We start from the raw sequence: 24,609 nt of genomic DNA, 5'->3' as shown, positions 1-24,609 counted from the left end.
GATAGCTAATCGTCAATCGCTGGCAATTGCTGTTCGATAACACCGAGCCAGCCCATGCCTGGCCAGGTTTCAAAGCCCGGCGTCAGTGAGTAGCCCTGGATATGATGGTCGCTCAGCGTGCTGTAACCACTGGGCTGCCCGGCCTTGGTTCGCAATTCAATGCCCTCACCCAGGTGATCCACGGTATCGGAGCTGGCAATGATCCTGCGGTTGGCGTCGATGATCATCACTCGGCTTCGCGCGCGTTCTTCGTCGCTCAAACGCACGCTGCTGATGACCGACTCGGCCTGATTTTTCCAGTCGAAAAAAATTCCGACCACTCCAATCACCGCCGCCTGCTTTTCGGCCTTGGCCCGTACGGCTGCGCTGAATACACAGCTGGATGAGCCGTTCAGCAAAGGTTCGACGGCCACCTCACCGGCGAAATACTGATCGCCTGATGAGTGTCGCATCGCTTGCGTGAACCAGGGTGCCTGGGCAACGTTGGCGCCGGTGACTTCGCCGAACTTATCCGACCGCCCTGAAGCGATGACCCGGCCACTGGTGTCGGCGACCCAGATATCCAGGTACACGGTATAACTGTCGAGAATAATCCCCAGGCGTTTACCGGCGTGAGCGCAGCTTTGAGGGTTTTGAGTGGTCAGTGCATCCACCAGCGATGCATCGGTGGCCCACCAGCGCACGTCACAGGTGCGCTCATAAAGATTGCGGTCGATGATGTCGATCATGTTCAGCGACAGATCGGCCAGTCGCTGCCCGCGTACGTCAAAGCACATGCCTCGGCCGAGGTCAGTCAACTCATTGACTGTGCGTTGCAGATCCTCGGTCAGCCCGCTGGCTATTTTTGAAATTCGCTCGGATATGTTTTTGACTTCGTCGGCAACAACCGCAAAGCCTAGCCCGGCCTTGCCTGCATGTGCGGCCTCGATTAACGCGTTGATGGCCAGTAATCGACTTTGACGAGTGATCATATGGATATCGTTGACGCCGCGATTTGCCAGCGATTCCACTTCACGTGAGAGGGCGACGATCCGTTCAGGTTCGATCATATTGGTGACTTCGATGAGTAAGGGGTGGCGGCAGCGTTTACCTATCAACGAAGAAAGAGTGTGGGAAAACGGGCTATTGGTTGCCCTTTATGAATGCCTGCTGGCAGATCCGGCCTGATTGATCAGCTGATCGGGTCTCGGCTTGAGATTTTGTACGAAAAGTATTGCCGCATGCAACGTAGGCTGCACCGATCTAGATCAATATGGCGTGGACTGGATAGTATGTGGCCGACTTGTCCGCGTTTACCCTGTCGGTACTCGGATAAATAGCCAGGCAGCTGCGGATCAAGCTGCCGAAACCAGGATCAACTTTTTCGAAAGGACTCGCCTCATGAACGCCCCACAGCACCTGCATGCCATCAACGCGGCCGATCTTTGTGTACGACTCGATCAGGTTTTCGCCACAGCCTTGTGTGAAAAGCGCATCGTTGGCGCGATAGCCATCGTTGCGCAGCACGGCCAGGTTCTCTATCGCCGCGCACATGGGCTGGCGGATCGTGAGTCAGCACGTCCCTTGCAAGAGGACAACCTGTTCCGCCTGGCTTCCGTGACCAAACCCATCGTCACTGTGGCCGTGTTGCGGTTGATCGCCAGCGGCCATATGCGACTGGACGACCCCATCACCCGCTGGCTGCCGGACTTCACCCCGAAGTTGGCCGATGGCAGTGCCCCCGTGCTGACCGTGCATCAGTTGCTGAGCCACACCGCAGGCCTGAGTTACGTGCTGTCTGAAGAGTTCGGCACCTGCTATCACACACTCGGCATTTCCGACGGTCTCGACCTGGTCGATTTTGATCTGCAGGAGAACCTGCGTCGGCTGGCCGCCGCACCTCTGCTCTATGCACCAGGCAGCGCCTGGCGCTACTCGCTGTCGCTCGACGTGTTAGGCGCCGCCATCGAGCGCGTGACCGGCCAATCGCTGGCACAAGCGGTCGAAAAACTGGTCACCGCGCCGCTGGGCATGTTCGACACCGGCTTCGTGAGCAGTCAGCCCGAGCGCCTGGCAACGCCTTATGCCAATGCCAGTCCGGAACCCCTGCGCATGAGCGACAACCTTGATGTGCCAATGCCAGAAGGGTTTGGGGTATCCGTACGGTTCGCGCCTTCACGAATCTTCGACCCACAGGCCTTCCCATCCGCCGGGGCCGGCATGTACGGCAGCGCTGACGATCTCCTGCGTCTGCTGGAAACGATCCGCAATGACGATGTGTTCCTATCCCGGGATCTGCGCGAAAGCATGCGTGTGGCCCACGCGGGTCAGGAGGCCGAATGCAATGGGCCAGGCTGGGGGTTCGGTTACGGTGGTGCGGTGTTGGTTGATCCACAGCTGGCGGCCACACCGCAGAGTGCCGGCACGCTCAAATGGGGAGGCGTATACGGTCACTCCTGGTTCATCGATACGGCTCTCGGGCTCAGCGTTCTGTTGCTGACCAATACCGCCTACGAAGGCATGGCCGGCGATCTGCCAATGGCGATTCGGGACGTGGTGTATCAGCGTTGAAGCACCCATTGCACGGGTGCCAGGAGTGCTACATGGAAAAGCCTGTGAATGTGCTGCATGAGGCTTGGCGGACATCGCCCAGCCCACCACCCTGCGGCGCTCGTCATGACCGGCTTATCGCCTGATCATGTGGTTTAGCCCGCGGCATCACAATGCCATGCTGCCTCACCCGCCGGTACAAGGTTGCCCGAGAGATCCCCAGCGCTTGGGATGCAGGCCCGGGCTGCCAGCGGTGGCGCACCAGAGCATCGAGCAGCGCCTGGCGCTCGGGACTGGCCGGCGTTTCCGTCGTCTCGTGTCGAACAGTGCCGTGCAGATCCTCAGGCAGGTCCTCCAGGAGAATACTTTCGCCCGGGCAGATGGCGCAGGCATACCGCAAGACATGGCGCAGTTGCCGCACGTTGCCCGGCCAGCTGTAGCCCAGCAGGCACTCCAAGGCTGAGGCGCCAAGCCCCAAGCGCAAACCACAGCGCGAAGCCTCTTCGTCAAGGATCCGGTTGATCAGCACCAGCTTGTCGCTTCGCTCGCGAAGCGGCGGTAATTCGAAACGAGCACCGCTGAGGCGAAAATACAGGTCCTCACGAAAGGCCCCTTCAGCCACGAGGGCCGCCAGATCGCGGTGGCTGGCGCAGATCACCTGAATGTCCACCGCTTGCCGCTGCGCCGCCCCCAGCGGTGCCACCTCACCTTCAGCCAGCGCTCGAAGCAGTCGACTCTGCAGGGCCAGGGGCATATCGCCGATCTCGTCCAGGAACAACGTGCCGCCATCAGCCTGCTGCAAGAGCCCACGCGAGCCTTTGCGATCGGCACCGGTAAAGGCACCGGCGACGTAGCCAAACAACTCGCTCTCGATCAGGCTCTCGGGAATCGCGGCGCAATTGAGCGCCACAAAGGGTTTGTCACACCGCGCGCTTTGCTCATGCAACTGGCGCGCGAAGACCTCCTTGCCGGCGCCGGTTTCACCGTGAATCAACACTGGCAGGTTGCGGTCCTTGACGCGTACCGCCAAGCGCAGGCTCTGCGCGATTTTCGGATCCACTTCAGCGGCGGGGCGCTGCGCAATCGCCGCATGGAGGGCGCCCCGGGGGATGCTCAGACGAATGTGCAAGCCGTGCTCAGGGTCATACCGTGAATGCTCATCAGCAGCCGCGTGCAGCATGTTCAGGTCAAAGACCTCGCCAATCTGCCGAGGCAGTTGCCCGTGGCGCTCCAGCAGATAACGACGGGCCGAAGGATTGAGGGCCTGCACGCAACCGTCGGCGTCCCAGGCAAAGAGAAAATCCGGCTGGCTGTCGACGTAGCCAGGGGCGGCGTGGGCACGCAAGACCCACTGGCCACGAGTACTGTGCATGAAGAAAGCGTTTTCGATATCTCGGGCACTTTGCACGGTCATCTGCCGGATCAGGTGCTGACTGCGGCGATCATCCGGAGACTCCACGGCAGACACATCCAGCACACCGAGCAGTTCACCCCAGGGGTCGAACACGGGCGCCGCCGAACAGGTCAGGCCGATAAAAGCCGCGCGAAAGTGATCGCGCTTGTGCACCGTCACCGGCACACCGTTGGTCAGTACCGCGGCCACGCCACACGTGCCCTCCTCGCCCTCCGACCAGCAAGTACCCAGATAGAGCCCGGCACGCCGGCAATCGGCACGAATCGCCGATTCCACGCGATAGTCGATGGTGTTGCCTTGTGCGTCAGTGAGCAGCACGCAGTAGTCGGCATCGCGCACCCGTCCATGCAGCCGCGAAACCTCTTCACCGGCAAGGCACAGAAAACTCTCGGCGCGCTCGCGGCACTCCTTGAGCAGGGTCTGGCTCAGGATACGCGGGCCCTGCAGCGACCCCGGGTCCAGATGGTGCTGCTCCACTGAGCGGCGCCAGGAGTCGAGGATCAGGTTCGGCACCGGCGCCTCAGGCAAGCGGCCGGCATGACGCAACACGCGACTGACACAGTCCACATGGGCTTTCGAGTAGGCAGGAAGCATGGGGCCTCCACGGCTGTTTCATTGTTCTTGTCGCGCTCATTTAAGCCCCTCCTCGCCTCCCGGACAAGTCTTGCGAACAGGCAGTACCCGGCTGAGACGCAGCGTCTCAACGTCTCACGGGAGCGTCCTGCTGGCTGATATGGCCCGTCTCATTCCACGTGGGTCTGGACGTTGTCGTCAAACGGCTCCAACCGCTCTGGCCCGGCGCATTCGGCACCTTGAAAGCGCCCCTGGCACTGCCCTTGCTATTGCCCTGCTGACACCGGGACGCCGTCCCGCACCCACAACAACAATCAGAGGTGTCTCATGTCCGCTCCTGTTGCTTCGCCATTCTCCCTGGCCGGTAAGGTCGCCCTGGTCACCGGTGCCGGTTGCGGCATTGGGCTGGGAATCGCAGTCGACGGCGGCTTCTCGCTATGAGCGCGCTGCTGCGCGTGGGGATCATCGCCAATCCCGCATCGGGTCGGGACCTGCGTCGCCTGACCGCCAATGCTGCGCTCTATTCCAGCACCGACAAGGCCGCCGTGGTCCAGCGCCTGATGGGCGCCTTTGGCGCCACCGGTATCGACGAGGTACTGATGCCACCGGACATGACCGGCATAGCCGCCGCCGTGCTCAAGGCCAGTACCAGCCGTCACGCCCTTGAAAGCCGCTGGCCGCGCCTGAACTTCCTCGACATGCCGCTGCGCCAGAGCGTGGAGGACACCCGCCTGGCGGCGCGTCTGTTGGCTGAGCGGGGCGTCAGCATGATCGCCGTGCTCGGCGGTGACGGCACACACAAGGCGGTGGCCGCCGAGGTCGGCGACATTCCCCTGCTGTGCCTGTCCACCGGTACCAACAACGCCTTCCCGGAGTTGCGCGAGGCCACCGGAGCCGGACTGGCCGGCGGGCTCTATGCCAATGGACGCATTCCTCCCGAAGTCGGTCTGCGGCGCAATAAACGCCTGCGCGTACGGCTGGCAGCAAGAGGTATCGACGAAATCGCCCTGGTGGAGGTCGCCGTCTCGCCGCTGACTTTTACCGGCGCCCGCGCCATCAGCCGTGCCGAAGACCTGGCGGAAATCCATGCGGCGTTCGCCGAGCCCCATGCCATCGGCCTGTCCTCGCTGTGCGGTCTGTGGAATCCGGTGTCGCGACGTTGCCCGCGTGGCAGTTGGCTGCGCCTTTCCCCGCAGGCCGACGAGGCGCTGCTGGCGCCTCTGGCCCCTGGCCTCTTGCAAGCCTGCGGAATCGTCGCCAGCGGCAGCCTGGAACCGGGCGTGCCACGCCTGCCGCTACTGGCCGCCGGCACCCTGGCACTGGACGGTGAACGCGAGATCGAGTTCGCCGCCAGCGACCGCCCCACCATCACCCTCGAACTTGACGGCCCGCTGAGCATCGACGTCGAGGCCGCCCTGGCCTTCGCTGCCCATCATCGCCTGCTGGCCGTTCCTGGCAAGTCCGTGCCCCCCCCTGGAGAACAAGAAAATGTCCACGCTACCGACTGAACAACTGCTCCATGCCTATCGCGTGATGCGCACCATCCGCGCCTTCGAGGAACGCCTGCACGTGGAGTTCGCGACCGGCGAAATTCCCGGCTTCGTGCACCTGTACGCCGGTGAGGAAGCTTCCGCCGCAGGCGTCATGGCCCACCTCGACGATGAGGATTGCATCGCCTCCACCCACCGCGGCCACGGCCACTGCATCGCCAAGGGTGTGGACGTGTACGGAATGATGGCCGAGATCTACGGCAAGAAGACCGGTGTCTGCCAAGGCAAGGGCGGCTCCATGCACATCGCTGACCTGTCCAAGGGCATGCTCGGCGCCAATGGCATCGTCGGGGCCGGTGCGCCGCTGGCAGCCGGTGCAGCCCTGGCTGCCAAGCTCAAGGGCAGCCGCTCGGTGGCGGTGGCCTTCTTCGGCGACGGCGGCTCCAACGAAGGCGCGGTGTTCGAGGCCATGAACCTGGCATCGGTGTGGAACCTGCCGTGCATCTTCGTCGCCGAGAACAATGGCTACGCCGAAGCCACCGCCTCGAACTGGTCGCTGGCCTGTGACCACATCGCCGACCGCGCCGCCGGCTTCGGCATGCCTGGGGTGACGGTGGATGGCTTTGACTTCTTCGCGGTACACGAAGCGGCCGGTGCTGCCATCGAGCGCGCCCGGGCTGGCGAGGGTCCGTCGCTGATCGAGGTCAAGCTCACCCGCTATTACGGTCACTTCGAAGGTGATGCCCAGACTTACCGCGCACCCGACGAGGTCAAACACTACCGCGAAACCCGTGACTGCCTGATGCAATTTCGTGAACGCACCGTGCGCGCCGGTCTGCTGCAGGCCTCTGCACTGGACAGCATCGATGCCGAAGTACACGCGAGCATCGATGAAGCCGTGCTGCGCGCCAAGGCCGACCCCAAGCCCTCGCCAGCCGACCTGCTGAGCGACGTGTACGTCGCCTACCCCTGAGATCACCCGCCGAGCGCCTGGCCTCATGCCGCGACTCGGCCCGAGAAGAACAACAAAAGGAGAGCCATCATGGCCAGAAAAATCAGTTACCAGCAGGCCATCAACGAAGCCCTGGCCCAGGAAATGCGCCGCGACCCGACGGTGTTCATCATGGGCGAGGATAATGCCGGCGGCGCTGGCGCACCCGGTGAGGACGACGCCTGGGGTGGCGTGCTCGGCGTCACCAAGGGCCTGTTCCACGAATTCCCCGGCCGCGTGCTGGACACCCCGCTGTCGGAGATCGGCTACGTCGGCGCTGCGGTGGGCGCCGCAACGCGCGGCCTGCGTCCGGTGTGCGAACTGATGTTCGTCGACTTCGCCGGCTGCTGCCTGGACCAGATCCTCAACCAGGCCGCCAAATTTCGCTACATGTTCGGTGGCAAGGCGGTGACCCCGCTGGTGATCCGCACCATGGTCGGCGCAGGGCTACGGGCCGCCGCCCAGCATTCGCAGATGCTCACCGCACTCTGGACGCACATCCCCGGGCTGAAGGTGGTCTGCCCCTCCTCGCCCTATGACGCCAAGGGTCTGCTGATCCAGGCCATCCGTGACAACGACCCGGTGATCTTCTGTGAGCACAAGCTGCTCTACTCGATGCAGGGCGAAGTGCCGGAAGAGCTGTACACCGTGCCTTTCGGCGAAGCCAACTTCCTGCGCGAGGGTGACGACGTGACCCTGGTGACCTATGGGCGCATGGTTCACCTGGCCATGGACGCCGCCGCGAGCCTGGCGCGCCAGGGTGTGTCCTGTGAGGTGCTGGACCTGCGCACCACCAGCCCCCTGGACGCCGACAGTATCCTTGAAAGCGTCGAGAAAACCGGCCGCCTGGTGGTCATCGATGAGGCCAACCCACGCTGTTCCATGGCCACGGACATTGCCGCCCTGGCTGCCGAACAGGCCTTCAGCGCCCTCAAGGGACCGATCCGCCAGGTCACCGCGCCGCATACGCCGGTGCCCTTCTCCGACGCCCTGGAGGACCTGTACATCCCCAGCGCGGCGAAGATCGAGGCCACCGTTCTGGAGCTGGTACGAGGGAGGAAGGTCGCATGAGCCAAATCCATACCCTGACCATGCCCAAGTGGGGCCTGTCGATGACCGAAGGGCGTATCGACACCTGGCTCAAAAACGACGGTGACGTCATCGAGAAAGGTGATTCGGTGCTCGATGTGGAGACCGACAAGATCAGCAGCAGCGTCGAGGCACCCTTTTCCGGCGTGCTTCGACGGCAGATCGCGCGTGAGGAAGAGGTGCTGCCGGTCGGTGCTCTGCTGGCCGTTATCGTCGACGGTGAAGCCAGCGACGAAGAGATCGACGAGGTGGTCAATCGTTTCCAGGCGGAGTTCATCCCCAACGGCGGTGCCGAAGCAGATAGCGGTCCGACACCGCTGAAGGTCGAGCTGAACGGCAGTGTGCTGCGCTACTTCGAACGTGGCGAAGGCGGCGTACCGTTGCTGCTGATCCACGGTTTTGGCGGCGACCTGAACAACTGGCTGTTCAACCACGAGCCGCTGGCGGCCGAGCGTCGGGTCATTGCCCTTGACCTGCCGGGCCATGGAGAGTCGGGCAAAAGCCTTCAGCACGGCGGCCTCGACGAACTGAGTGGTGCGGTACTCAGCCTGCTCGATCACCTGGACATCCAGCAGGCGCACCTGGCCGGGCATTCCATGGGCGGTGCCGTAGCCCTCAACACCGCACGACTGGCGCCACGACGGGTGCGCTCGTTAAGCCTGTTGGCCAGCGCCGGCCTGGGCGAAGAGATCAACGGTGATTACCTGCAAGGCTTCGTCAAGGCCAACAGTCGCAACGAGCTCAAGCCGCAACTGGTGCAGTTGTTCTCCGACCCGGCGCTGGTCAACCGCCAGATGCTGGAAGACATGCTCAAGTACAAGCGACTCGAAGGCGTGGGCACCGCCCTGCAGCAACTCGCCGATCAGCTCTTCGCCAACGGCCAGCAGCAGGTCGACCTGCGCCCGGTGCTGGGCAGCACTGAGCACCCGGCGCTGGTGATCTGGGGCGAGGCGGACGCGATCATTCCGGCCAGCCACGCCGAAGGCCTCTCTGCCGAGGTTCATGTGCTGCCCAAACAGGCGCACATGCTCCAGCTAGAAGACGCCGAAGCGGTCAACGCCCTGTTGCTGGACTTCCTCAAACGCCATTGAACCATGAGGGCCCGCCTATGTAGCCGGGCCCAGGAGACAGCCATGACAATCACTTCAAACAGCATGCGCGCAGCGGTCTGGCACGGACGCAACGATATACGCGTGGAGAACGTACCGCTGCCGGGTGACCCGCCAGCCGGGTGGGTGCAGATCCGGGTCCACTGGTGTGGCATTTGTGGTTCAGACCTGCATGAGTATGTCGCAGGTCCCGTGTTCATACCGGTGGAAGCGCCACACCCGCTCACCGGCATCAAGGGACAATGCATTCTCGGTCACGAATTCTGCGGCGAGATCGTCAAGCTCGGCGACGGCGTCGAGGGTTTCAGCAGTGGCGAGATCGTCGCGGCTGACGCCTGCCAGCACTGTGGGACCTGCTACTACTGCCGCAACGGCCAGTACAACATCTGCGAGAACCTGGCCTTCACCGGACTCATGAACAACGGCGCCTTCGCCCAATGGGTCAACGTACCAGCCAACCTGCTGTACAAACTGCCCGCCGGCTTCCCCGCCGAAGCCGGAGCGCTGATCGAGCCCCTGGCAGTGGGCATGCATGCCGTGAAGAAAGCCGGCAGCCTGCTGGGGCGCAATGTAGTGGTGGTTGGCGCGGGCACCATCGGCCTGTGCACCATCATGTGCGCCAAGGCCGCGGGTGCCGCCCAGGTGATTGCATTGGAAATGTCCTCGGCGCGCAAGGCCAAGGCTCAGGAGGTCGGCGCCAGCCATGTGCTGGATCCGAACGAGTGCGATGTGCTCGCGGAAATACGCCGTCTCACCCACGGCCTGGGGGCGGACGTCAGCTTCGAATGCATCGGCAACAAGCACACCGCCAAGTTGGCCATCGATGCCATTCGCAAGGCTGGTACCTGCGTGCTGGTGGGCATCTTCGAGGAGCCCAGTTCGTTCAACTTCTTCGAACTGGTGGCGACCGAGAAGCAGGTGTTCGGCTCGTTGGCCTACAACGGCGAGTTCGCCGATGTGATCGCCTTCATCGCCGACGGCCGCCTGGACATCACGCCGTTGGTTACCGGGCGTATCGAGCTTGAAGACATCGTCGAGAAGGGTTTCCTGGAGCTGGTGAACAACAAGGAGCACAACGTGAAGATCATTGTTTCACCCCAGGTGGCTTGAGCTTCGTCTTGGGGGCCGTGTCAGCGGCCCTCAAGCACGGGTGTCGGGCCCGGACACAACTCAACCCGAGTTCCTCCTGGAGATAGAGATCAGGCATCAAGCGCCAAAAACAGGAAGGTAGCGAGCCAGTGCTCGCCCATGTAGTGGTCATGCAGGTGCGCGCTGCTAGCCTGCAGATGCTGCGCCGCCGACTCGGTCAGTCGGCAATGCTCATCACTGCCGACAGCAAAGCTTTTGGAGATACGGGTCATACACCAGGCGCGACTGAGGTTCAGCCCGTCCAAATGGGCCAGGCGACCATCAGTGCGGTCACTGACCTGGACAGGGATGAAAAGCCTGCTGGACGCAGAAACGCTCGGTGCGAGTAGAGATGTCGAGAACCACTGACGGTACTCTTCGGGTACCAGAACCCGCTGCATCAGCAGGGCCTGCTGCCAGGTGGGAGATAGAAAATCCTCACCGCCCGGCTCAAGCTCTGGGCAAGCCACAGCCTCCTTGAAGTATGAGAGAGCCAGCGTCTGTAGTAACCGGTCAAACTCGATGTCGTTGAAGGCCTGCGCATAGTCGAGCGCCAGCAAGAGCGCGAAGGCCGTGTTGTTGTGTTGTCCGGAGCGGATCGGGTAAACAAGTTTTGGCAAATAGCTCTTTAGTCGCGAGGCTAGCAACTCGGCCAGAGGTTCCAGATTTGCAAGCCACTGCGACGCCTGGGGCAAGGTCGATCCTTTGAGCTGAGCGACGAGCTTGAGCAACCAGACCCATCCATAAGGGCGCTCAAAACCTGCCTGGGCCGGTCGACGAAAGAAGTCGCACTCAGCCTCTACCTTTGGACTCGTGAAGTGGCTGTTGAAATGCTGCTCAATCTGCCGCGCCTGCAGACCTTGTGGCGCTCGCTCCAAGGCATGAAGCAGCAGCCAGTGACTGTGGACACAAGAATGCCAGTCGAAACTGCCATAGAAAATCGGGTGCACACTACTGGGTGTCTGCAGGTCTTCGGCAGACTCGAACACGCGGCTTTGGGAGTGCGGAAACTCCTGACGCACGTGTAGCAGAGTCGCTGAAACGATATGTTCGAATTGAAGATTGTCCATTAAAAATGACGGCTTCGTATTCAAGGTGAAGTTCATTGAGACCCTCGCAAGGTAAATCCCGAGACACGCTGGATGAGGTCGTCATGGAGTCGAATCATCAGGCAACGGCGACGCTGGGGCTCAGGAAACGCCCCGTAATCCGCTAGCCAAACGTTTAAGCATGGGCGCGGGTTTCCAGCTTTCACCAAACTGCGCCTGCAACTTCACCAGGTTGTCATGCAGCGCCAGCACGCTTTGCGCCCAGCGCGCCATGGGGCCAGACTGGTAAGGTGGGTAGCCATAGCCGCGGGTGATCAGCATATCGATATCCGCAGGATTCATCGCCAGCCCTGCGCCCAACTGGTAACAGCCCTGATTGGCAATAGAGCAGAGAATGGCGTCGAGCACGTCTTTATCGTCGAGTGAGCAATCGAGCTCGGTGGTTTGGCGGGAGCCCTGCGGCGACCATTGCAGGGCCTCCAGCGACAGACCGAAGCTTTGGCACACTCGCATGATGGATTCCGAGCTTACCCCCTGGAGCAGGAGGCTATCGAAGTCGGTTGTCCAACCCGCCTTCATTTCTGGCCCCAACATCCACTGTCCAGATGAATGCATGCACGCCAGCCCTACGGCGCGCCCACCATGCACGGCCAACTGGACGTGACTGGATTGATTCGACTCGCGAGCCCAGAACTGCAGGATTGACTTGGGGCCTGTGCCATAGACAAAAGCAGGCAACAACGCATGCCCTTGTATCTGCTCGGGGAGCTGACGCAGGTCAAAGCTCTCCCCTTCGCGAATCGCATAAACAATCACCGCGCCCGGCTTCATGGCCGCACAATAGCGGGTGAAGGTCTCCAACCGATTTGCCTGTGGCTCCTCGGTGAAGTCCAGCCATACATCTGCTGCCTCCAGAGCGGTCAATGTCTGGGCGCGCATTTCATGAGGCTTGATCCAGCTCACCTGCAATCCATCGACACTCTGCTTGCAGCCGAGCGGAAGCTGCGCTCCTGTCAACGTCACTGCGCCTATCGATGGCGCATGCTCGTCGGGCCGTCCTGTCATACGCCACGCCGCAGCTTCGTCGTGCATGAAGCTGTTCATCAAGGCCGTCTTCTGGCCAGATTGCTCAACCTCCAGGTAAAGGCGTTCCTCCAGCTCATAGCCCTTGTCAAACTCATCCGGGTCGATAGCTTCCATCGCCTGCAATATGGCGGCCTTGCCTTTGTATACAAAGAATTCTGCGGGTTTGGCGGCTCGGAATTCGCTGAAGAAGCCCTCCGGCGTTTGCGCGAGCAGATCACTGCGGTTGCGGGTCTGTTGAGGCGCTCCGAGCATCGCGGCCCATTCTGCGATCGCTTTGAAGTCACTCAACCAATCCTTTTCCAGAACCTTATCGACCAGCTTGAGGTCTCCGGCCTGCTCGGCGGTGATGATTGTGCCCTCCAGCAACAGATTCAAGGCTGGCTCAATCCCGATCAGCCGTGGCAAGCGCTGTGTAGCGCCGGCTCCCGGTGGCAGACCTATGTGGATTTCCGGAACCCCGATTCGAGCGGTCGCCGTTGCCACGCGCCAATGGCACGCCAGCGCGAGTTCCAGCCCCGCCCCCAGTACATGACCGTGCATCAGGGCCATGAGCGGTTTTGCGCAGGCCTCCACCGCGTCCACCAGCGGCCTGGTTGCGTCGCTGTTGTACAACGAGCCCAATTCGTTGGCCAAGGCTCCGATCGAGAAATCCGCACCTTGTCCATGGACGACGGCCAGTCGCGCCTCACCGTCCTGCTCATAAAGTGCCAGGCAGCGAGCGAAATCATCCAGCAAGGTTTCGCTGAAGGCGTTGAAAGGCGGGTTATTCAGTTGCAGCAGCGCGAGTGTGCCTTCGCGCCGGTAGTTGACCAGAGACATGCGGGGCTCCTGTAGGAGACGGCTCAGGCCGTCCCTCCGACGATAAGATTGTCAATTTTCAACGTGGGTTGCCCAACGCTGACCGGTACGCTCTGGCCTTTTTTCCCACAGACCGCCATGCCCGGGTCCAGCGCCAGGTCATTGCCGACCATACTGATTTGGCTGAGCGTTTGCGGACCGTTGCCTGTCAGGGTGGCTCCGCGCACGGGGGCAACCAGCCTGCCGTCTTCGATCAGGTAGGCCAGCGCACTTTGGAAAGTGAATTGGCCGCTGACGATATCGACCTGGCCGCTGCCTGGAGTGGCCAGGTAAAGGCCACGTTTCACTGAAGCGATGATTTCCTCTGGCACCAACTCGCCATTGCGCATGAAGGTGTTGGTCATGCGAGGCATCGGCAAATGGGCATATGACTGGCGTCGACCGTTGCCCGTAGGCGCCATGTTCATCAACCGCGCGCTGAGGCTGTCGTGCATGTAGCCGCACAGGATCCCATCCTCGATCAGCGGCGTGCACTGTCCTGCTTCGCCCTCATCGTCGATATTCAGCGAGCCCCTATGGCCGACCAGCGAGCCATCGTCGACCACGTTGACGCCTTTGGGCGCCACTCTCTCCCCCATGCGCCCGCTATAGGCGGAAGTCCCCAGGCGATTGAAGTCCCCTTCAAACCCGTGACCCATGGCTTCATGCAGGAGAATGCCGGTCCAACCGGGCCCCAGCACTACCGGCATACTGCCGGACGGGCTGGGAATGGCATCAAGATTGAGCAACGCGCCATCGACCAGCTTGCGCAGTTCCTCGCCTATGCTCGCTTCGTCCAGCGTCTCCAGCGCATAACGCCCACCGAGACCGGTACTGGCCATTTCGCGTTGCTTGCCGTTGGCGACCATCACGTTCATTTGCACGATGACCAGCGGTCGCACATCGGCAGCCAGGCGTCCATCGTGGCGCATGACCATGACGGTCTGTTGCTCTACCTCGATCATGGCGAAGACGTTGACTACCCGAGGGTCCATGGCCCGGGCCATGCGGTCGATGTTTTTGAGGATTGCGACCTTGGCATCGGTGCCCACAGAGTCGATCGGATCAACGTTGGCATACTGCGCCTGCGGTGCCGTAGTCTGAAGGTTGACCTGAATCGGCTTCCCCCCGGGGGGCGCTATGGTGCGCACTGCACGTGCAGCCTCCATGAGGAACCGCTCATTGATCTGCTGGGAGTAGGCAAAGGCACTTTGGTCCTGATCAAGCGCCCGCAGGCCAAAGCCCTGATCGACACTGAACGAACCAGACTTGATCAGCCCGTCTTCGATAGACCAGCGCTCTCGCTTGACCGACTGCAAATACAAATCCGCAAAGTCGACCTGGTGCGCCATGACATCGTCCAGGGCGCGCGCCAGCTTGCGCTCGTCCAGCCCATAGGGCTCGAGCAGCAGCTGCCTGGCGGCCTGCAGATTATTTATGTGAGTATGAGGTGCGTTCATGATGTCCCAGGTAGCTCGCTCAAAGGAAGTGGGTGATCAGTCGGCGTCGGCCGCAATCGCCTTATCGATAAAACCGCGCAGCCGCAGTCGCGACTGCACACCGACAGCCCGCGTAACCTCTTTGCCGTTCCGGTAAATCACCAGGGCGGGAATACCCGCCACCTGGAAACGTGCCTTGCCGGCCTCCGGGTCCTGGGCGTTGACTTCGTCCATATTGCATTTCATGACCTTGAGTCGGCCGTCATACTCTTCGGCCAACTGGTCGATGACCGGCGCGAGCATCTTGCACGGGCCGCACCAGGGCGCCCAGAAATCCACCAGCACTGGCAGGTCGGAATCAGTCACCTGTGCATCGAAAGTCGCTAGGGACAGGTCTTGAATCAATTCGCTCATGGGGTTCGCTCCGTTCAGAATGTGCAAGTTATTGGCCGCCGATTCGCAGTTGGTCGATCAGGACCGAGCCACTGCTGATATTGCCCAGGGTCAGGGTGTCGCTTCCCACCGCGACGATGCCGGCGAACATCTCGCGCAGATGCCCGGCAATGGTGATTTGCTCGACCGGAAACTGTATCTGGCCGTTTTCAACCCAGAAGCCTTGGGCCGCGCGCGAATAATCACCGGAGGCCAGGCGTACGCCATCGCCCATGAGGTGGGTGACCAGAAGCCCTGTATGCAGCTTGCGCAGCATGGCTGGCAGGTCGTCCTCGGGACGCGTCAGCCGGCTTTTGAGGGTAAGATTGTGCGCCCCCTGCGCATTGCCGGTGCTGACCATACCCAGGCGTCGGGCACTGTAGGCATTGAGAAAATAGCCGCTGACCATGCCATGCTTGACCACGGCACGACGCTGCCCGACTACGCCATCGGTGTCGAAACAGGCGCTGGCCGCGCCACCGACAAGGAAGGGGTCCTCAAGCACGTCAATGTGCTCGGCAAAAATCACTTGGCCAAGGCTGCCACGTAGAAAGCTCGAACCGCGCGACAGTTCGCCCCCGTTTACCGCCTGAAAAAAATGCTGAGTGAGGCTATGGGCAGCTTTGGGTGCGAACAGCACCGGACAACTGCGCGAACTGATCGAGCAGCCGCCCAAGGCTTCAAGCGCAGATCGCGCAGCGCGCTCACCCGTTGCCTCCGGCGCCTGGAGGCGGTGCGGTGCAACTTGATAATCAGTCCAGGCGTCCGGCTTGTTTTGCCCGTCACGATTGGCAATTACCCTCGCGGAAATGTTGTGGTCGGTACGTGTCGCCGTCCGGCAAAATCCTCGTGACGTGACCAGCTGGAATTGCGAGCGCGAAGTGCTCACACTGGCTCCGTCACTGCGCACGTCACGGCCTACCGCCCGTATGCCGGCCTCGACGCGATGGGCATGTTCAAGCGCCTCATCGATACTCAGGTCCCAGGGGTTGTCGAGCTTGAGGTCTGCGTAAAAACGGCTAAGCCCGTCGCCATCCACCAACCCCGCGTGTCGGTCCTCATTGGTGTAACGGGCGATATCCAGCGCTTTACCCACCATGCGCTGCAGGTTGCCCGCGCTGAAATCGGTGGAATGCGTGGTGCCTTGCCGATCACCGCGAAAAACCGTGAGAGAAAGCCCGCTCTTGGCATGTTGCGAGCGCGTGTTCACACGGCCGCCCATGACCTCGACGCTCAGACCGGCCATCTCCGAGAGCGAGACCTTCACATCGCTTGCACCCGCCGCATGGGCCTGCGCGATCAAGTCATGAGCCACTTCTGCCAGTTGTTCCTCGGTATAAGCGAACTGATGATCCATGGGTAACTCCGATTCAGAAAGAATATCCAGAAGCGCCTTCACGCTGCGGATGGTTGAATGAGAACGGCGGTGACGCGTCCAGATCGAGTACGTGCTCGTGCAGGCTGTCCAGGGCGGGTCTGTGGCTGATACTGACGATCGTGGTGGCCGGCAACTGAGCAAGCACATGGCGGTAAACTGCGATTTCGGTCTCAGCGTCCAGCGCACTGGTGGCCTCATCGAGGAACACAAGGTTCGGGCGTTGCAGTAGCAACCGGGCAAACGCCAGCCGCTGCTGTTCACCTCCGGACAACTTGCGGTGCCACGCAGCTTCTTCATGTAGCAGCCCTGCGCATTGCGGCAGCCGACAATCTCGCAGTGCCTGCTCGCACTGCGCGTCACTGAACTGAGCCGCTTCGGCGGGGTAACAGAGTGCAGCCTTGAGCGTGCCGGTAGGCGTATAGCTGCGCTGGGGAACGAACATCACCTGCCAATGGCTCGGCGTCCGTATCAGCCCGCTGCCATGTGGCCACAGGCCGGCGATAGCGCGCAGCAGGGTGCTTTTGCCGCGCCCGGAAGCGCCCTTGATCAGCCAGCGCTGACCCTGGCTGATCTCGAGCGACCTGAGCCGCAGCAAGGGTTGGCCCAAAGGTTTGAGCAGGTGCACATCGCGACAAATCAATCGATAGCCGCCCCGCTGCAGCTTGAAGCCATTGGGTTTCGCATCGAGTTTGTTAATTGCCCAGCTGAAGTCCCGCAGCCGGTTAACCAGCGCCAACCACAGGGTAAAGGTCGGGTATATCTGCACGAACAGGCTCAATACGCCGGTCATCGCGCCGAACGCACCGCCGGCAGGGCCGCCGAGACCACCTCGAATGCGCGCAACGTCGCCAAGGCTGATATCCCCGCTCATGTAGCGCGGTACCGCAAGCAATAGAGGCAGCAGCGAGAATGCCTCGGAATAGGCGTCACGGGCGAACATCAGCCTGCAGGTCCGCCTGATGATCGCCACCCAGTTGCTACGCACGCGCATGAATGCGCCCGATAGCCGCTGCCCTTCTGTTTCTGCGCCACGATAGAAAGCGATCTGCTCGGCGTTTTCGCGCAAGCGCATTGCCAGGAAACGAAACTCGGCTTCAACCGTCTGCTTGTGGTTATTGAGGCCTATCAGCGACTTGCCCGCCCAATGCACCACAGCCAGTTGGCCAAAGGTGTATGCGAAAGCAGCCAATAGCAGGTATCCGGGAATGGCCAAGGCCAGCCCGAATACACTGAACGACAACTCACCTGAAAGTCCCCAGAGCACCACCCCGAAGGACACGGCGCTGACCACGACTTGAATGATGTTGAGAATATTGTTGAGGGTAATGTCGACGAACTGGGCCACATCCTGAGCGATACGCTGATCGGCATTGCCCAGCATGCCCTCGCGTTCAAGCTCGAAAAAATGGTTGGCCTGCGTCCAGCGTTCTACATAGTGACGGGTCAGCCAAGTCCGCCAACGCAACTCCAGTAGCTGGCGGAAGACCGAGCCGATGATCATCAATACCGGTGTGGCCAAGGCCAACAAAAAGTTGAGCACCAACACGGGAAACAGCGTTGCCCAGTTCCGTGCAACCAGCGCATCGACCAGGCTGCCACCGGCTTTGTTAGCCCACACGGCGACATACACCCCGCCCAAGGTAATGCTCACGCACACGGCGAACAACAGGTAGGCCAGCCACTTCTCTTCTGAAACCCAGAACCCCATTACCAGGCGACCTATACTCGGCCGCAGTGCGCTGCTGTCGGTTCTTTGCTCGGTAGCGCTCATGCCGGCACCCCATGCCGCGCGCAGGTGAGGTTCAGTTGATAGGGGTAGTAAGAGTCGAGTTGCCGGTTATGACTGATGCTGATAATCGCGCTGTTGGGCAGGCGGGCGAACACTACCTGATACAGCGCGTGCTCGCTGGCTATATCCAGCCCGCTGGTGGCCTCGTCAAAAAAGACGAATTGCGGTTGTTGCAATAACACTCGCGCAATGGCCAGGCGCTGCTGCTCACCGCCAGAGAGCACTTTCTGCCAGTCGTCACATACGCTTAACGACCCCGCCCGCTCGGTCAAGCCGACATCGAGGAGCGCCTGGCTGCATTGCTCCGTGGTGAACCGGGCCTCAGCATCCGGGTAGCACAGTGCGGCTTTCAAGCTGCCCTCTGGAATGTAGCTTTTTTGCGGGACGAACAGCGTGGTGGCCTGAGATCCAGGCAGTGTGATGTCGCCGTTGCCATGGGGCCACAACCCGGACAGCGCACGCATCAACGTGCTTTTGCCGGAACCGGAGGCCCCTTTGATCAACCATCGCTGGCCTGGCTCTATGCGGATGGCGGCCACATGGCTCAGCAGTTCGCCAGTGGGTGCCTCGAGCGCCAGGGGCGAGGCAGTCAATACCGCCTCGCTTGAATGTTTAAACACGATACCGGTGCGGTTGAATTGCAGTTTGTCCAGCGCCGCCTTGAAGTCACGCAAGCGGTTGGCAGAGGCCAACCAGATGCTGAAATCGACATAGCAGGAGATGAAGTAGTTCAGCGAGGAATGAACGCGTTCGAAAGACGCGGTAACCTGAGTGATGTCCCCCAGCGAGGCAGCACCTGACAAGTAACGCGGCATCGACAATACGGTGGGAACCAGGCTCCCGACGTGAAAGTAGGTCACGTTAGTGACCAATAGCTTGGAGGTGCGGATCACCAGCGCGACAAAGTTGAGCTGTATCTCTCGGAACTGTCCCATCATGCGGCGTCCCTCTTGGGGCCCACCGCGATAAAATGCGATTTGCTCAGCGTTTTCGCGCAGGTTCATGCCCAGCGCTCGGAAGTCCGCCTCGACTGTCTGCTTGCGTGCATTGAGGGCAATCAACGGCTTGCCCATCCATTGCGCGATCAGCATACCCAGCAGTGAATACAGGAGCGCGGCGTAGAGTAGATAACCTGGAATCGCGTAGTGGGTTCCGGCCAGGTCGAACTCGACAGTACCGGACAGTGACCACAAGACCGCACCGAATGTGAAAGCATTCACTACCGCTGTCAGTGTCCCTACGCTCAAGGACAGCGCGCGCTGTACGAACACATCAATGTCTTCGGCCAAGCGCTGGTCAGCATTGCCCAGCAGCCCGTCGCGCTCTATTCCATAAAACCGCTGGTCAGCGGTCCACTGATGGATAAAGCCGTGGGTCATCCAGGTTCGCCAGCGAATGCGCAAGTAATCCTGCACGGCATAATTGATGATGGCCAGAAACACCATTGTCCCCCCCAGCGCCAGCCCCAATCCCAGCGCCCCCCACAACGTAGGCCAATCGCGCGCGACCAGTGCATCCGTGGTTTTTGCCACAACCCGCATTGCCGCAAGAGACACGTAGACCGAACCGAAGTTGATCGCAAGATTGGTCGCCAAGAGCCCCCATGCCCAATACCGGTCTTGCGAAACCCAGTAGGGCAGCAAAAGCTGGGCGAGCGAGGGCCTGGCAGTGGTTTTTACGGCACTGGTCATAGGGGTACCAAAGGACTCAGGGAGTTGCGGGTTTGGCTTCAGTCACGAAGTCGATTTTGCTCAGGCCGCCACCTTGTGCTGCGGATAACACGGTGGCGACCCGCTCGTAGCGCACTGCCTTGTCGGCGAACAGGCGAACATTGGGCACGGGGTCCTGCACCGCAGCCACGGCGATACGTTGTTTGAGTTGCTCATCATCCACCGCTTCCTTGTTCCACAGCACCTGGCCGTCGGCGGTGATCGATACATCGATCGCATCTGGCTGCTTTTCCATCGCGTGGCTGTCGGCTTTGGGCAGCTCAAGTTTCACCGCGTGGTTGATGACTGGAAGGGTGATGATGAAGATGATCAACAACACCAGCATGACGTCGATCAACGGCGTCATGTTGATATCGGACATCACGTCGTCGGCATCGAACTGTGAGCCACCCATGCTCATGCCCGTGCCCTCTCGACGAGAGTGTCCGAGCACTTGTCGGAAGGTACTGCGACAGGCTGTGCCGCATTGCCGGCAATGCTGACGCGGGCGCCGGTGAGGAAGTAGGCGTGCAGGTCGTGAGCGAACCGCCCCAGCGCATGACTGACGCTTTTGTTGCGACGCGCAATCGCGTTGTAACCCAGCACGGCCGGGATGGCCACGAACAGACCGAATGCCGTCATGATCAGCGATTCGCCCACAGGACCGGCGACCTGGGCCAAGGATGCATCGCCCGACGTTCCTATCACTTTGAGCGCGTGGTAAATACCCCACACGGTACCAAAAAGCCCCACGAACGGTGCGGTGCTGCCAATCGACGCCAGCACTGCCAAGCCCATTTGCAAGCGCGACAAATGCTCCTCCACCACATCCTTGAGGCAGCGTGCCAACCAGTCACTCAGGTCGAACCGGCTGTTCAACTGGGAGCTCTGTTGCTGCTGGTGAGTATTAGCGGCAACACCGGCCTGGGCCAGATGGACGAAGGGATTGCCGGGGCCGGTATTGAGCTGCTTTACACCCTCTTCGAAGCTTTCGGCGCGCCAGAACGATGTCACCGCGCGGCGCGTCATGCTGCGTAGCTTGATCAACTGCCCAGCCTTGATGATCATCACTCCCCAGCTCAGTACTGACATGATCAGCAGTACGAAAGCGATGGTTTTCGACACCATATCCGCTGTTTGCCAAGCGTAGGCCAATCCCATTTCTTGCATGATCAATCCTCTTCTGTGGCACTCGAGCATCGTCGAGCGGTTATTTGCTCAAATTGAAGTCAACGGTTTGCACAGCGCGCACCGAGATGGCTTGGCCGCCTTCCATATAAGGGTTGCAAACAGCGCCGCGTACGGCGGTAACCGCAGACTCGTCAAGGTCTTCATTGCCACTGCTGCGAACGACATCCGCGCGCTGTACCAGTCCTTTAGGGTTGATTTCCAGGCGTACCAGCACTTGTCCCTGGGCATGTAGCCGCCGGGCTCTACGCGGATAATCCGGCGCCGGCACGCGGCAACCTACCGAAGGCACGTCCTTGGGCACTGCGGAGGGCAGATCCATCAGCTTTTGCGCAACAGGTGCCGACTGGGCCTGCGTTGAATTCGGGTCAGGCTTGGCTTCAGTGCGTGGGCTCGGCTCGACCGGCTTTTGCTCGACCACAGGCGGCGTTTTCTTCGGTTCAGGCTTGATGACAGGCTTGGGCTTGAGCTTGGGTTTTACTTCCTTTGGCTTGGCCTCGGGCTTGGGCGGCGCCTGTTCTATCGTACGGGTTGCCGACTCACTGGTGAGCACGGCGGGCTCCGGCGCAACAGGAGCTTCGACCACCGGTGGCGGCACAACCACGGGCGGCGGTGGCGGCATGGCGATCAGGCTCACGCGTACACTGGTGACCGGCGCGGAAGCGTCCATCGTCAACTCTCGCTTGCTGACCTGGGTGACCAGCAGTGCCAGCGCCGCCACATGAATCAGCACTGCAAAACTGAACGCCGTGACGATAGGCAAGCGGCTTTTTTTCAGCTCGGCAAACTCGCCAATTCGGCTGGCATCCCAGCCGCGCCCGCGAGGGATCTGTTCTACACGCACATTCATATTGGTCACACGCCTCTCCCCGCACTCGCACGCTTGATCTGGACATCCGCTGGCTGCAGGGTCAGGGTGCCGTTGGCAGTAAGCACCAACTCGAACCCCGAGCCATGCAGGAGCATCCGCGCAACGTCGTAGCCACTGAAATGGCCGCGAACGCCGTCACTGCGCATCTGGCTGATCAAACCCGGATCAAACACGATCGAGCACCCGTTGAGACGCCCGATTTCAAGCAGCGCGTTGCTCAAGGTGCCGCGAGCTATCGAGTAGTCTCGCTCGGCGGTCAAGCTGCAAGCCATACTGCTGCCACAACCTCCTGCCATCAGTACTGACAGACTCACGGCCTGGGCAGAGCGAAAATGACGCTTGGGAAGGAGGGAACGCAGCACGATGGTGATCGCCTAACAGTTGTTCTTACTACCTATGTGCAACGAGGAAGTAAAAGCGTGAGGGGCGAATGCGATTATTTTGGATTTTTTTTGCAGGGCTGCCGTGAAGGCAGGCGTGGCGGGGGTTCTGGTCAGTCAAGCAAGGGAGGAGAAAACACGAGCAGGCAAATGCAGACGTCAGGCAGCGCTGATGCTGACCCAAAAACCTGTGGTGCGCTGTACGATGATCGGCAAGGTTTGCGCTATTGATTCGATGGCATTGTCGCTGTCGTCCAACGGGAATATGCCACTCACCCGCATGACAGCAGCTTGAGGATCCAGCCGCACCACGCCGGTACGATAGTTACGCAGGGCTTCGATTACGGTCGCCAGCGGCTGGTCATCAACCACCAGCAGCCCCCGCGTCCAGCTACATTCGGCTACGGCGGAGATCGGGAAGACATTGAAGCCGTTCGCCCCCACCGAAGCCCCCTGCCCTACGGCAAGCAAGCGCGAATTGCCGGTCGCATCCCACACCTGCACAGGCGCGGTGAGGGCCGCCACCCGGAAGCCATCATTCAGATGCCGGATGGACAGCCGACCACTGCCCAGCTCCACCCTGCCGCCTGCCAACTGAACACTCAGGGGTAGCCGGGAAGCAGCCGCCTGCAGCAACATTTCCCCTTCCATCAATTTGATCTTGCGCTTGCCGTGAACCTCATCGATATCGATGTTGACCGCACTGCGCGCATTGAGCGTAAGCGAGCTGCCGTCACCCAAGGTCAAGGTCCGACGCTCCGAAGTGCGGGTCGAAAGATCGGCGAGGAGGTTGCCGACCGGATAGGTTCTATCGACCAGCGCCCCACCCACTACGCCGACTGCTGCCACGCACAGGGCATTGCGCAGGAACTCACGACGGCGCGAGGGTGCAAGCAAGGTAGAACGCACCGCCTGATGCTGAGTGGGCGCCAGCCTGAGTGGAATCCGACCCAGCGTTGCCTCTATGTAGGCACAGGCCTGATCGTGTTCCGCACTGCGGGCTCGCCAGGCGGCGAACTCATGCTCATCGTCGAGTGTGGCTTCACCAGAACGCAGTAACACCATCCACTCGATCGCCTGTTCGGCTGCGTCGTCAGTACTTTTCTTAGATGCCTTGCTCATGGCGAGCCGCCTCATAACAGCACCGCAGTGCCTTGACCATGTATTGACGAACTCGAGCCGCCGAAACTCCGAGCAGTTCACCAATTTGCGCGTAGGTCAAACCATCGAGCTGGCTATACAGGAACGCGCTCCGGGCGTTGACCGACAGCCCTTCCAGCGCCTTGTCGACGGCCAGCAGTGACTCCATCAGCAAGTGCTGCTCTTCCGGCGAAGGATGACATGCCTCGGGTGCCAGAGCCAGAGCCTCCATGTAGGCTCGCTCCAGATCCCGACGACGCGACAGTTCATACATGACCCGGTTGGCGATGGTGGTCAGCATCGCCCGCGGCTCTTTCACTTCCTGCAGGGTGGGCATTGCAGCCAACTGGGTGAATGCCTCGGAAGCGACATCTTCGGCGTTGTATCGGCAGCCAAGCTTGTAGCGCAAGCGCGAGGTCAGCCAGCTATAGTCACTGCGAAAGACCATAGTCAGTAAATCGGATCGAATGCGAGAGTCAGTGGCGGCCATGAATGCACCCGTTCAACTGCAAATGAATACGCTTCACACAGACGGTCCGGCGACTTGGTCAAGCGGTTGGGGCACACGTACGCAAGTCTTGGGCCAACACAGCTCAGCAGGTTCAGGTAACACCCTGGATACACAGCGTTGTCATAATTGAGCGCTATAGTGGAGCGGGAAAAAACCGCAACGCACCATCATTGATCGAAAGAGAAAGCAGCACTGCAAAAATTTCTCTTGTTCATGCAGCGCACTGGACGAGTGTTACCTAGATGCACCTGGGGAAAGCGATAAAAACCCCAGTTGTAGGAAATTTACTCGGCAACACCACTGCCGGGAGGTGCTGCCTGCCGACGCCCTGATAGCCTCATCAACAAGATGCAGCGGCTGTGATCTTCAACCCTTCAACGAGCCCGCGAAAGATCAGTAGCCGGTCATCGGAATACGTCAGGGATGGCAACTGGTTTCAGGTAAGCCCTCCCCCCCATGCTAGAGCCCCCGGGGGAG

Annotated in this window: 21 protein-coding genes; 6 read left to right on the top strand and 15 right to left on the bottom strand. The window is 60.9% G+C overall.

The window, feature by feature from the left end; genetic code table 11:
• Positions 1–5: 5 nt before the first annotated feature.
• Positions 6–1,049: a methyl-accepting chemotaxis protein gene (locus BLU37_RS29700; protein ID WP_090207484.1), complete on the bottom strand. Its 1,044-nt coding sequence runs from the start codon at positions 1,047–1,049 to the stop codon at positions 6–8.
• Positions 1,050–1,380: 331 nt separating this feature from the next.
• Between BLU37_RS29700 and BLU37_RS18770 the strand changes: the two genes are divergently transcribed.
• Entirely contained in the window at positions 1,381–2,550 is a 1,170-nt protein-coding gene (locus tag BLU37_RS18770; protein ID WP_090207481.1) for a serine hydrolase domain-containing protein, read from the top strand.
• A 103-nt stretch (positions 2,551–2,653) separates the two neighbouring features.
• Here the strand turns inward: BLU37_RS18770 and BLU37_RS18765 are convergent, their stop codons facing one another.
• Entirely contained in the window at positions 2,654–4,537 is a 1,884-nt protein-coding gene (locus BLU37_RS18765; protein ID WP_090207478.1) for a sigma-54-dependent Fis family transcriptional regulator, read from the bottom strand.
• Between the two features lie 416 nt (positions 4,538–4,953).
• Between BLU37_RS18765 and BLU37_RS18760 the strand changes: the two genes are divergently transcribed.
• The 5 genes from BLU37_RS18760 to BLU37_RS18740 all read left to right on the top strand — a co-directional run bounded on the left by BLU37_RS18760 (position 4,954) and on the right by BLU37_RS18740 (position 10,305).
• Positions 4,954–6,024, top strand: coding sequence for an ATP-NAD kinase family protein (locus tag BLU37_RS18760; protein WP_090207475.1), 1,071 nt, complete (start codon positions 4,954–4,956; stop codon positions 6,022–6,024).
• Positions 6,005–6,979 (top strand): thiamine pyrophosphate-dependent dehydrogenase E1 component subunit alpha, encoded by a 975-nt coding sequence (locus tag BLU37_RS18755; protein WP_090207472.1) that lies wholly within the window; start codon positions 6,005–6,007, stop codon positions 6,977–6,979. The genes BLU37_RS18760 and BLU37_RS18755 overlap by 20 nt, the downstream gene beginning before the upstream one ends.
• Positions 6,980–7,048: 69 nt before the next feature.
• Positions 7,049–8,068, top strand: a complete 1,020-nt coding sequence (locus BLU37_RS18750; RefSeq protein WP_010446263.1) for an alpha-ketoacid dehydrogenase subunit beta — start codon at positions 7,049–7,051, stop codon at positions 8,066–8,068.
• A complete protein-coding gene (locus BLU37_RS18745) occupies positions 8,065–9,177 on the top strand; it encodes an acetoin dehydrogenase dihydrolipoyllysine-residue acetyltransferase subunit (protein WP_090207470.1) in 1,113 nt (370 codons plus the stop codon). Before BLU37_RS18750 ends, BLU37_RS18745 begins: the two co-directional genes overlap by 4 nt.
• Positions 9,178–9,240: 63 nt before the next feature.
• Entirely contained in the window at positions 9,241–10,305 is a 1,065-nt protein-coding gene (locus tag BLU37_RS18740; RefSeq protein ID WP_010446267.1) for a 2,3-butanediol dehydrogenase, read from the top strand.
• An 89-nt stretch (positions 10,306–10,394) separates the two neighbouring features.
• On the opposite strand, the gene BLU37_RS18735 is transcribed toward BLU37_RS18740, so the two are convergent.
• The 13 genes from BLU37_RS18735 to BLU37_RS18675 all read right to left on the bottom strand — a co-directional run bounded on the left by BLU37_RS18735 (position 10,395) and on the right by BLU37_RS18675 (position 24,069).
• On the bottom strand, positions 10,395–11,429 hold the full coding sequence (locus tag BLU37_RS18735; protein ID WP_232000348.1) for a DUF2891 domain-containing protein: 1,035 nt from the start codon (positions 11,427–11,429) through the stop codon (positions 10,395–10,397).
• 84 nt (positions 11,430–11,513) lie between these two features.
• Positions 11,514–13,277: an enoyl-CoA hydratase/isomerase family protein gene (locus BLU37_RS18730; RefSeq protein WP_090207467.1), complete on the bottom strand. Its 1,764-nt coding sequence runs from the start codon at positions 13,275–13,277 to the stop codon at positions 11,514–11,516.
• Between the two features lie 23 nt (positions 13,278–13,300).
• Positions 13,301–14,755 carry a metalloprotease TldD gene (gene tldD / locus BLU37_RS18725; protein WP_090207465.1) on the bottom strand — a complete coding sequence of 485 codons (1,455 nt, stop codon included), beginning with the start codon at positions 14,753–14,755 and terminating at the stop codon, positions 13,301–13,303.
• A 36-nt stretch (positions 14,756–14,791) separates the two neighbouring features.
• A complete protein-coding gene (gene trxA, locus BLU37_RS18720; protein WP_010446275.1) occupies positions 14,792–15,148 on the bottom strand; it encodes a thioredoxin in 357 nt (118 codons plus the stop codon).
• 28 nt (positions 15,149–15,176) lie between these two features.
• The gene (locus tag BLU37_RS18715; protein ID WP_090207462.1) at positions 15,177–16,523 is read right to left on the bottom strand and encodes a TldD/PmbA family protein; all 1,347 of its coding nucleotides are present in this window, start codon (positions 16,521–16,523) and stop codon (positions 15,177–15,179) included.
• Positions 16,524–16,536: 13 nt separating this feature from the next.
• Positions 16,537–18,252: an ABC transporter ATP-binding protein/permease gene (locus tag BLU37_RS18710; protein WP_090207459.1), complete on the bottom strand. Its 1,716-nt coding sequence runs from the start codon at positions 18,250–18,252 to the stop codon at positions 16,537–16,539.
• 59 nt (positions 18,253–18,311) lie between these two features.
• On the bottom strand, positions 18,312–20,024 hold the full coding sequence (locus tag BLU37_RS18705; protein ID WP_090207456.1) for an ABC transporter ATP-binding protein/permease: 1,713 nt from the start codon (positions 20,022–20,024) through the stop codon (positions 18,312–18,314).
• Between the two features lie 16 nt (positions 20,025–20,040).
• Positions 20,041–20,457 (bottom strand): ExbD/TolR family protein, encoded by a 417-nt coding sequence (locus BLU37_RS18700; RefSeq protein WP_231986155.1) that lies wholly within the window; start codon positions 20,455–20,457, stop codon positions 20,041–20,043.
• A 2-nt stretch (positions 20,458–20,459) separates the two neighbouring features.
• Positions 20,460–21,212, bottom strand: a complete 753-nt coding sequence (locus tag BLU37_RS18695; RefSeq protein ID WP_090207454.1) for a MotA/TolQ/ExbB proton channel family protein — start codon at positions 21,210–21,212, stop codon at positions 20,460–20,462.
• A 40-nt stretch (positions 21,213–21,252) separates the two neighbouring features.
• Positions 21,253–22,080 (bottom strand): energy transducer TonB, encoded by an 828-nt coding sequence (locus BLU37_RS18690; RefSeq protein ID WP_231986227.1) that lies wholly within the window; start codon positions 22,078–22,080, stop codon positions 21,253–21,255.
• 5 nt (positions 22,081–22,085) lie between these two features.
• On the bottom strand, positions 22,086–22,373 hold the full coding sequence (locus BLU37_RS18685) for an STN domain-containing protein (protein ID WP_019363048.1): 288 nt from the start codon (positions 22,371–22,373) through the stop codon (positions 22,086–22,088).
• 267 nt (positions 22,374–22,640) lie between these two features.
• Positions 22,641–23,603 (bottom strand): FecR family protein, encoded by a 963-nt coding sequence (locus BLU37_RS18680; protein WP_029533576.1) that lies wholly within the window; start codon positions 23,601–23,603, stop codon positions 22,641–22,643.
• Complete coding sequence (locus BLU37_RS18675) at positions 23,587–24,069, bottom strand: sigma-70 family RNA polymerase sigma factor (RefSeq protein ID WP_232000522.1); 483 nt, start codon at positions 24,067–24,069, stop codon at positions 23,587–23,589. The genes BLU37_RS18680 and BLU37_RS18675 overlap by 17 nt, the downstream gene beginning before the upstream one ends.
• Positions 24,070–24,609: the final 540 nt, after the last annotated feature.

Origin of the sequence: Pseudomonas asplenii (genome assembly GCF_900105475.1) — a bacterium.
Classification (GTDB): Bacteria; Pseudomonadota; Gammaproteobacteria; order Pseudomonadales; family Pseudomonadaceae; genus Aquipseudomonas; species Aquipseudomonas asplenii.
The sequence above is the reverse complement of the archived record's forward strand: the minus strand, read 5'-3'. Positions and strand labels throughout refer to the sequence as shown.

Excerpts from the sequence above, each read along its gene's own strand:
- BLU37_RS29700 (WP_090207484.1), bottom strand. The coding sequence starts at position 1,049 with ATGATCGAACCTGAACGGATCGTCGCCCTCTCACGTGAAGTGGAATCG.
- BLU37_RS18770 (WP_090207481.1), top strand. The coding sequence starts at position 1,381 with ATGAACGCCCCACAGCACCTGCATGCCATCAACGCGGCCGATCTTTGT.
- BLU37_RS18765 (WP_090207478.1), bottom strand. The coding sequence starts at position 4,537 with ATGCTTCCTGCCTACTCGAAAGCCCATGTGGACTGTGTCAGTCGCGTG.
- BLU37_RS18760 (WP_090207475.1), top strand. The coding sequence starts at position 4,954 with ATGAGCGCGCTGCTGCGCGTGGGGATCATCGCCAATCCCGCATCGGGT.
- BLU37_RS18755 (WP_090207472.1), top strand. The coding sequence starts at position 6,005 with ATGTCCACGCTACCGACTGAACAACTGCTCCATGCCTATCGCGTGATG.
- BLU37_RS18750 (WP_010446263.1), top strand. The coding sequence starts at position 7,049 with ATGGCCAGAAAAATCAGTTACCAGCAGGCCATCAACGAAGCCCTGGCC.
- BLU37_RS18745 (WP_090207470.1), top strand. The coding sequence starts at position 8,065 with ATGAGCCAAATCCATACCCTGACCATGCCCAAGTGGGGCCTGTCGATG.
- BLU37_RS18740 (WP_010446267.1), top strand. The coding sequence starts at position 9,241 with ATGCGCGCAGCGGTCTGGCACGGACGCAACGATATACGCGTGGAGAAC.
- BLU37_RS18735 (WP_232000348.1), bottom strand. The coding sequence starts at position 11,429 with ATGAACTTCACCTTGAATACGAAGCCGTCATTTTTAATGGACAATCTT.
- BLU37_RS18730 (WP_090207467.1), bottom strand. The coding sequence starts at position 13,277 with ATGTCTCTGGTCAACTACCGGCGCGAAGGCACACTCGCGCTGCTGCAA.
- tldD (WP_090207465.1), bottom strand. The coding sequence starts at position 14,755 with ATGAACGCACCTCATACTCACATAAATAATCTGCAGGCCGCCAGGCAG.
- trxA (WP_010446275.1), bottom strand. The coding sequence starts at position 15,148 with ATGAGCGAATTGATTCAAGACCTGTCCCTAGCGACTTTCGATGCACAG.
- BLU37_RS18715 (WP_090207462.1), bottom strand. The coding sequence starts at position 16,523 with ATGGATCATCAGTTCGCTTATACCGAGGAACAACTGGCAGAAGTGGCT.
- BLU37_RS18710 (WP_090207459.1), bottom strand. The coding sequence starts at position 18,252 with ATGGGGTTCTGGGTTTCAGAAGAGAAGTGGCTGGCCTACCTGTTGTTC.
- BLU37_RS18705 (WP_090207456.1), bottom strand. The coding sequence starts at position 20,024 with ATGACCAGTGCCGTAAAAACCACTGCCAGGCCCTCGCTCGCCCAGCTT.
- BLU37_RS18700 (WP_231986155.1), bottom strand. The coding sequence starts at position 20,457 with ATGGGTGGCTCACAGTTCGATGCCGACGACGTGATGTCCGATATCAAC.
- BLU37_RS18695 (WP_090207454.1), bottom strand. The coding sequence starts at position 21,212 with ATGCAAGAAATGGGATTGGCCTACGCTTGGCAAACAGCGGATATGGTG.
- BLU37_RS18690 (WP_231986227.1), bottom strand. The coding sequence starts at position 22,080 with ATGAATGTGCGTGTAGAACAGATCCCTCGCGGGCGCGGCTGGGATGCC.
- BLU37_RS18685 (WP_019363048.1), bottom strand. The coding sequence starts at position 22,373 with ATGGCTTGCAGCTTGACCGCCGAGCGAGACTACTCGATAGCTCGCGGC.
- BLU37_RS18680 (WP_029533576.1), bottom strand. The coding sequence starts at position 23,603 with ATGAGCAAGGCATCTAAGAAAAGTACTGACGACGCAGCCGAACAGGCG.
- BLU37_RS18675 (WP_232000522.1), bottom strand. The coding sequence starts at position 24,069 with ATGGTCTTTCGCAGTGACTATAGCTGGCTGACCTCGCGCTTGCGCTAC.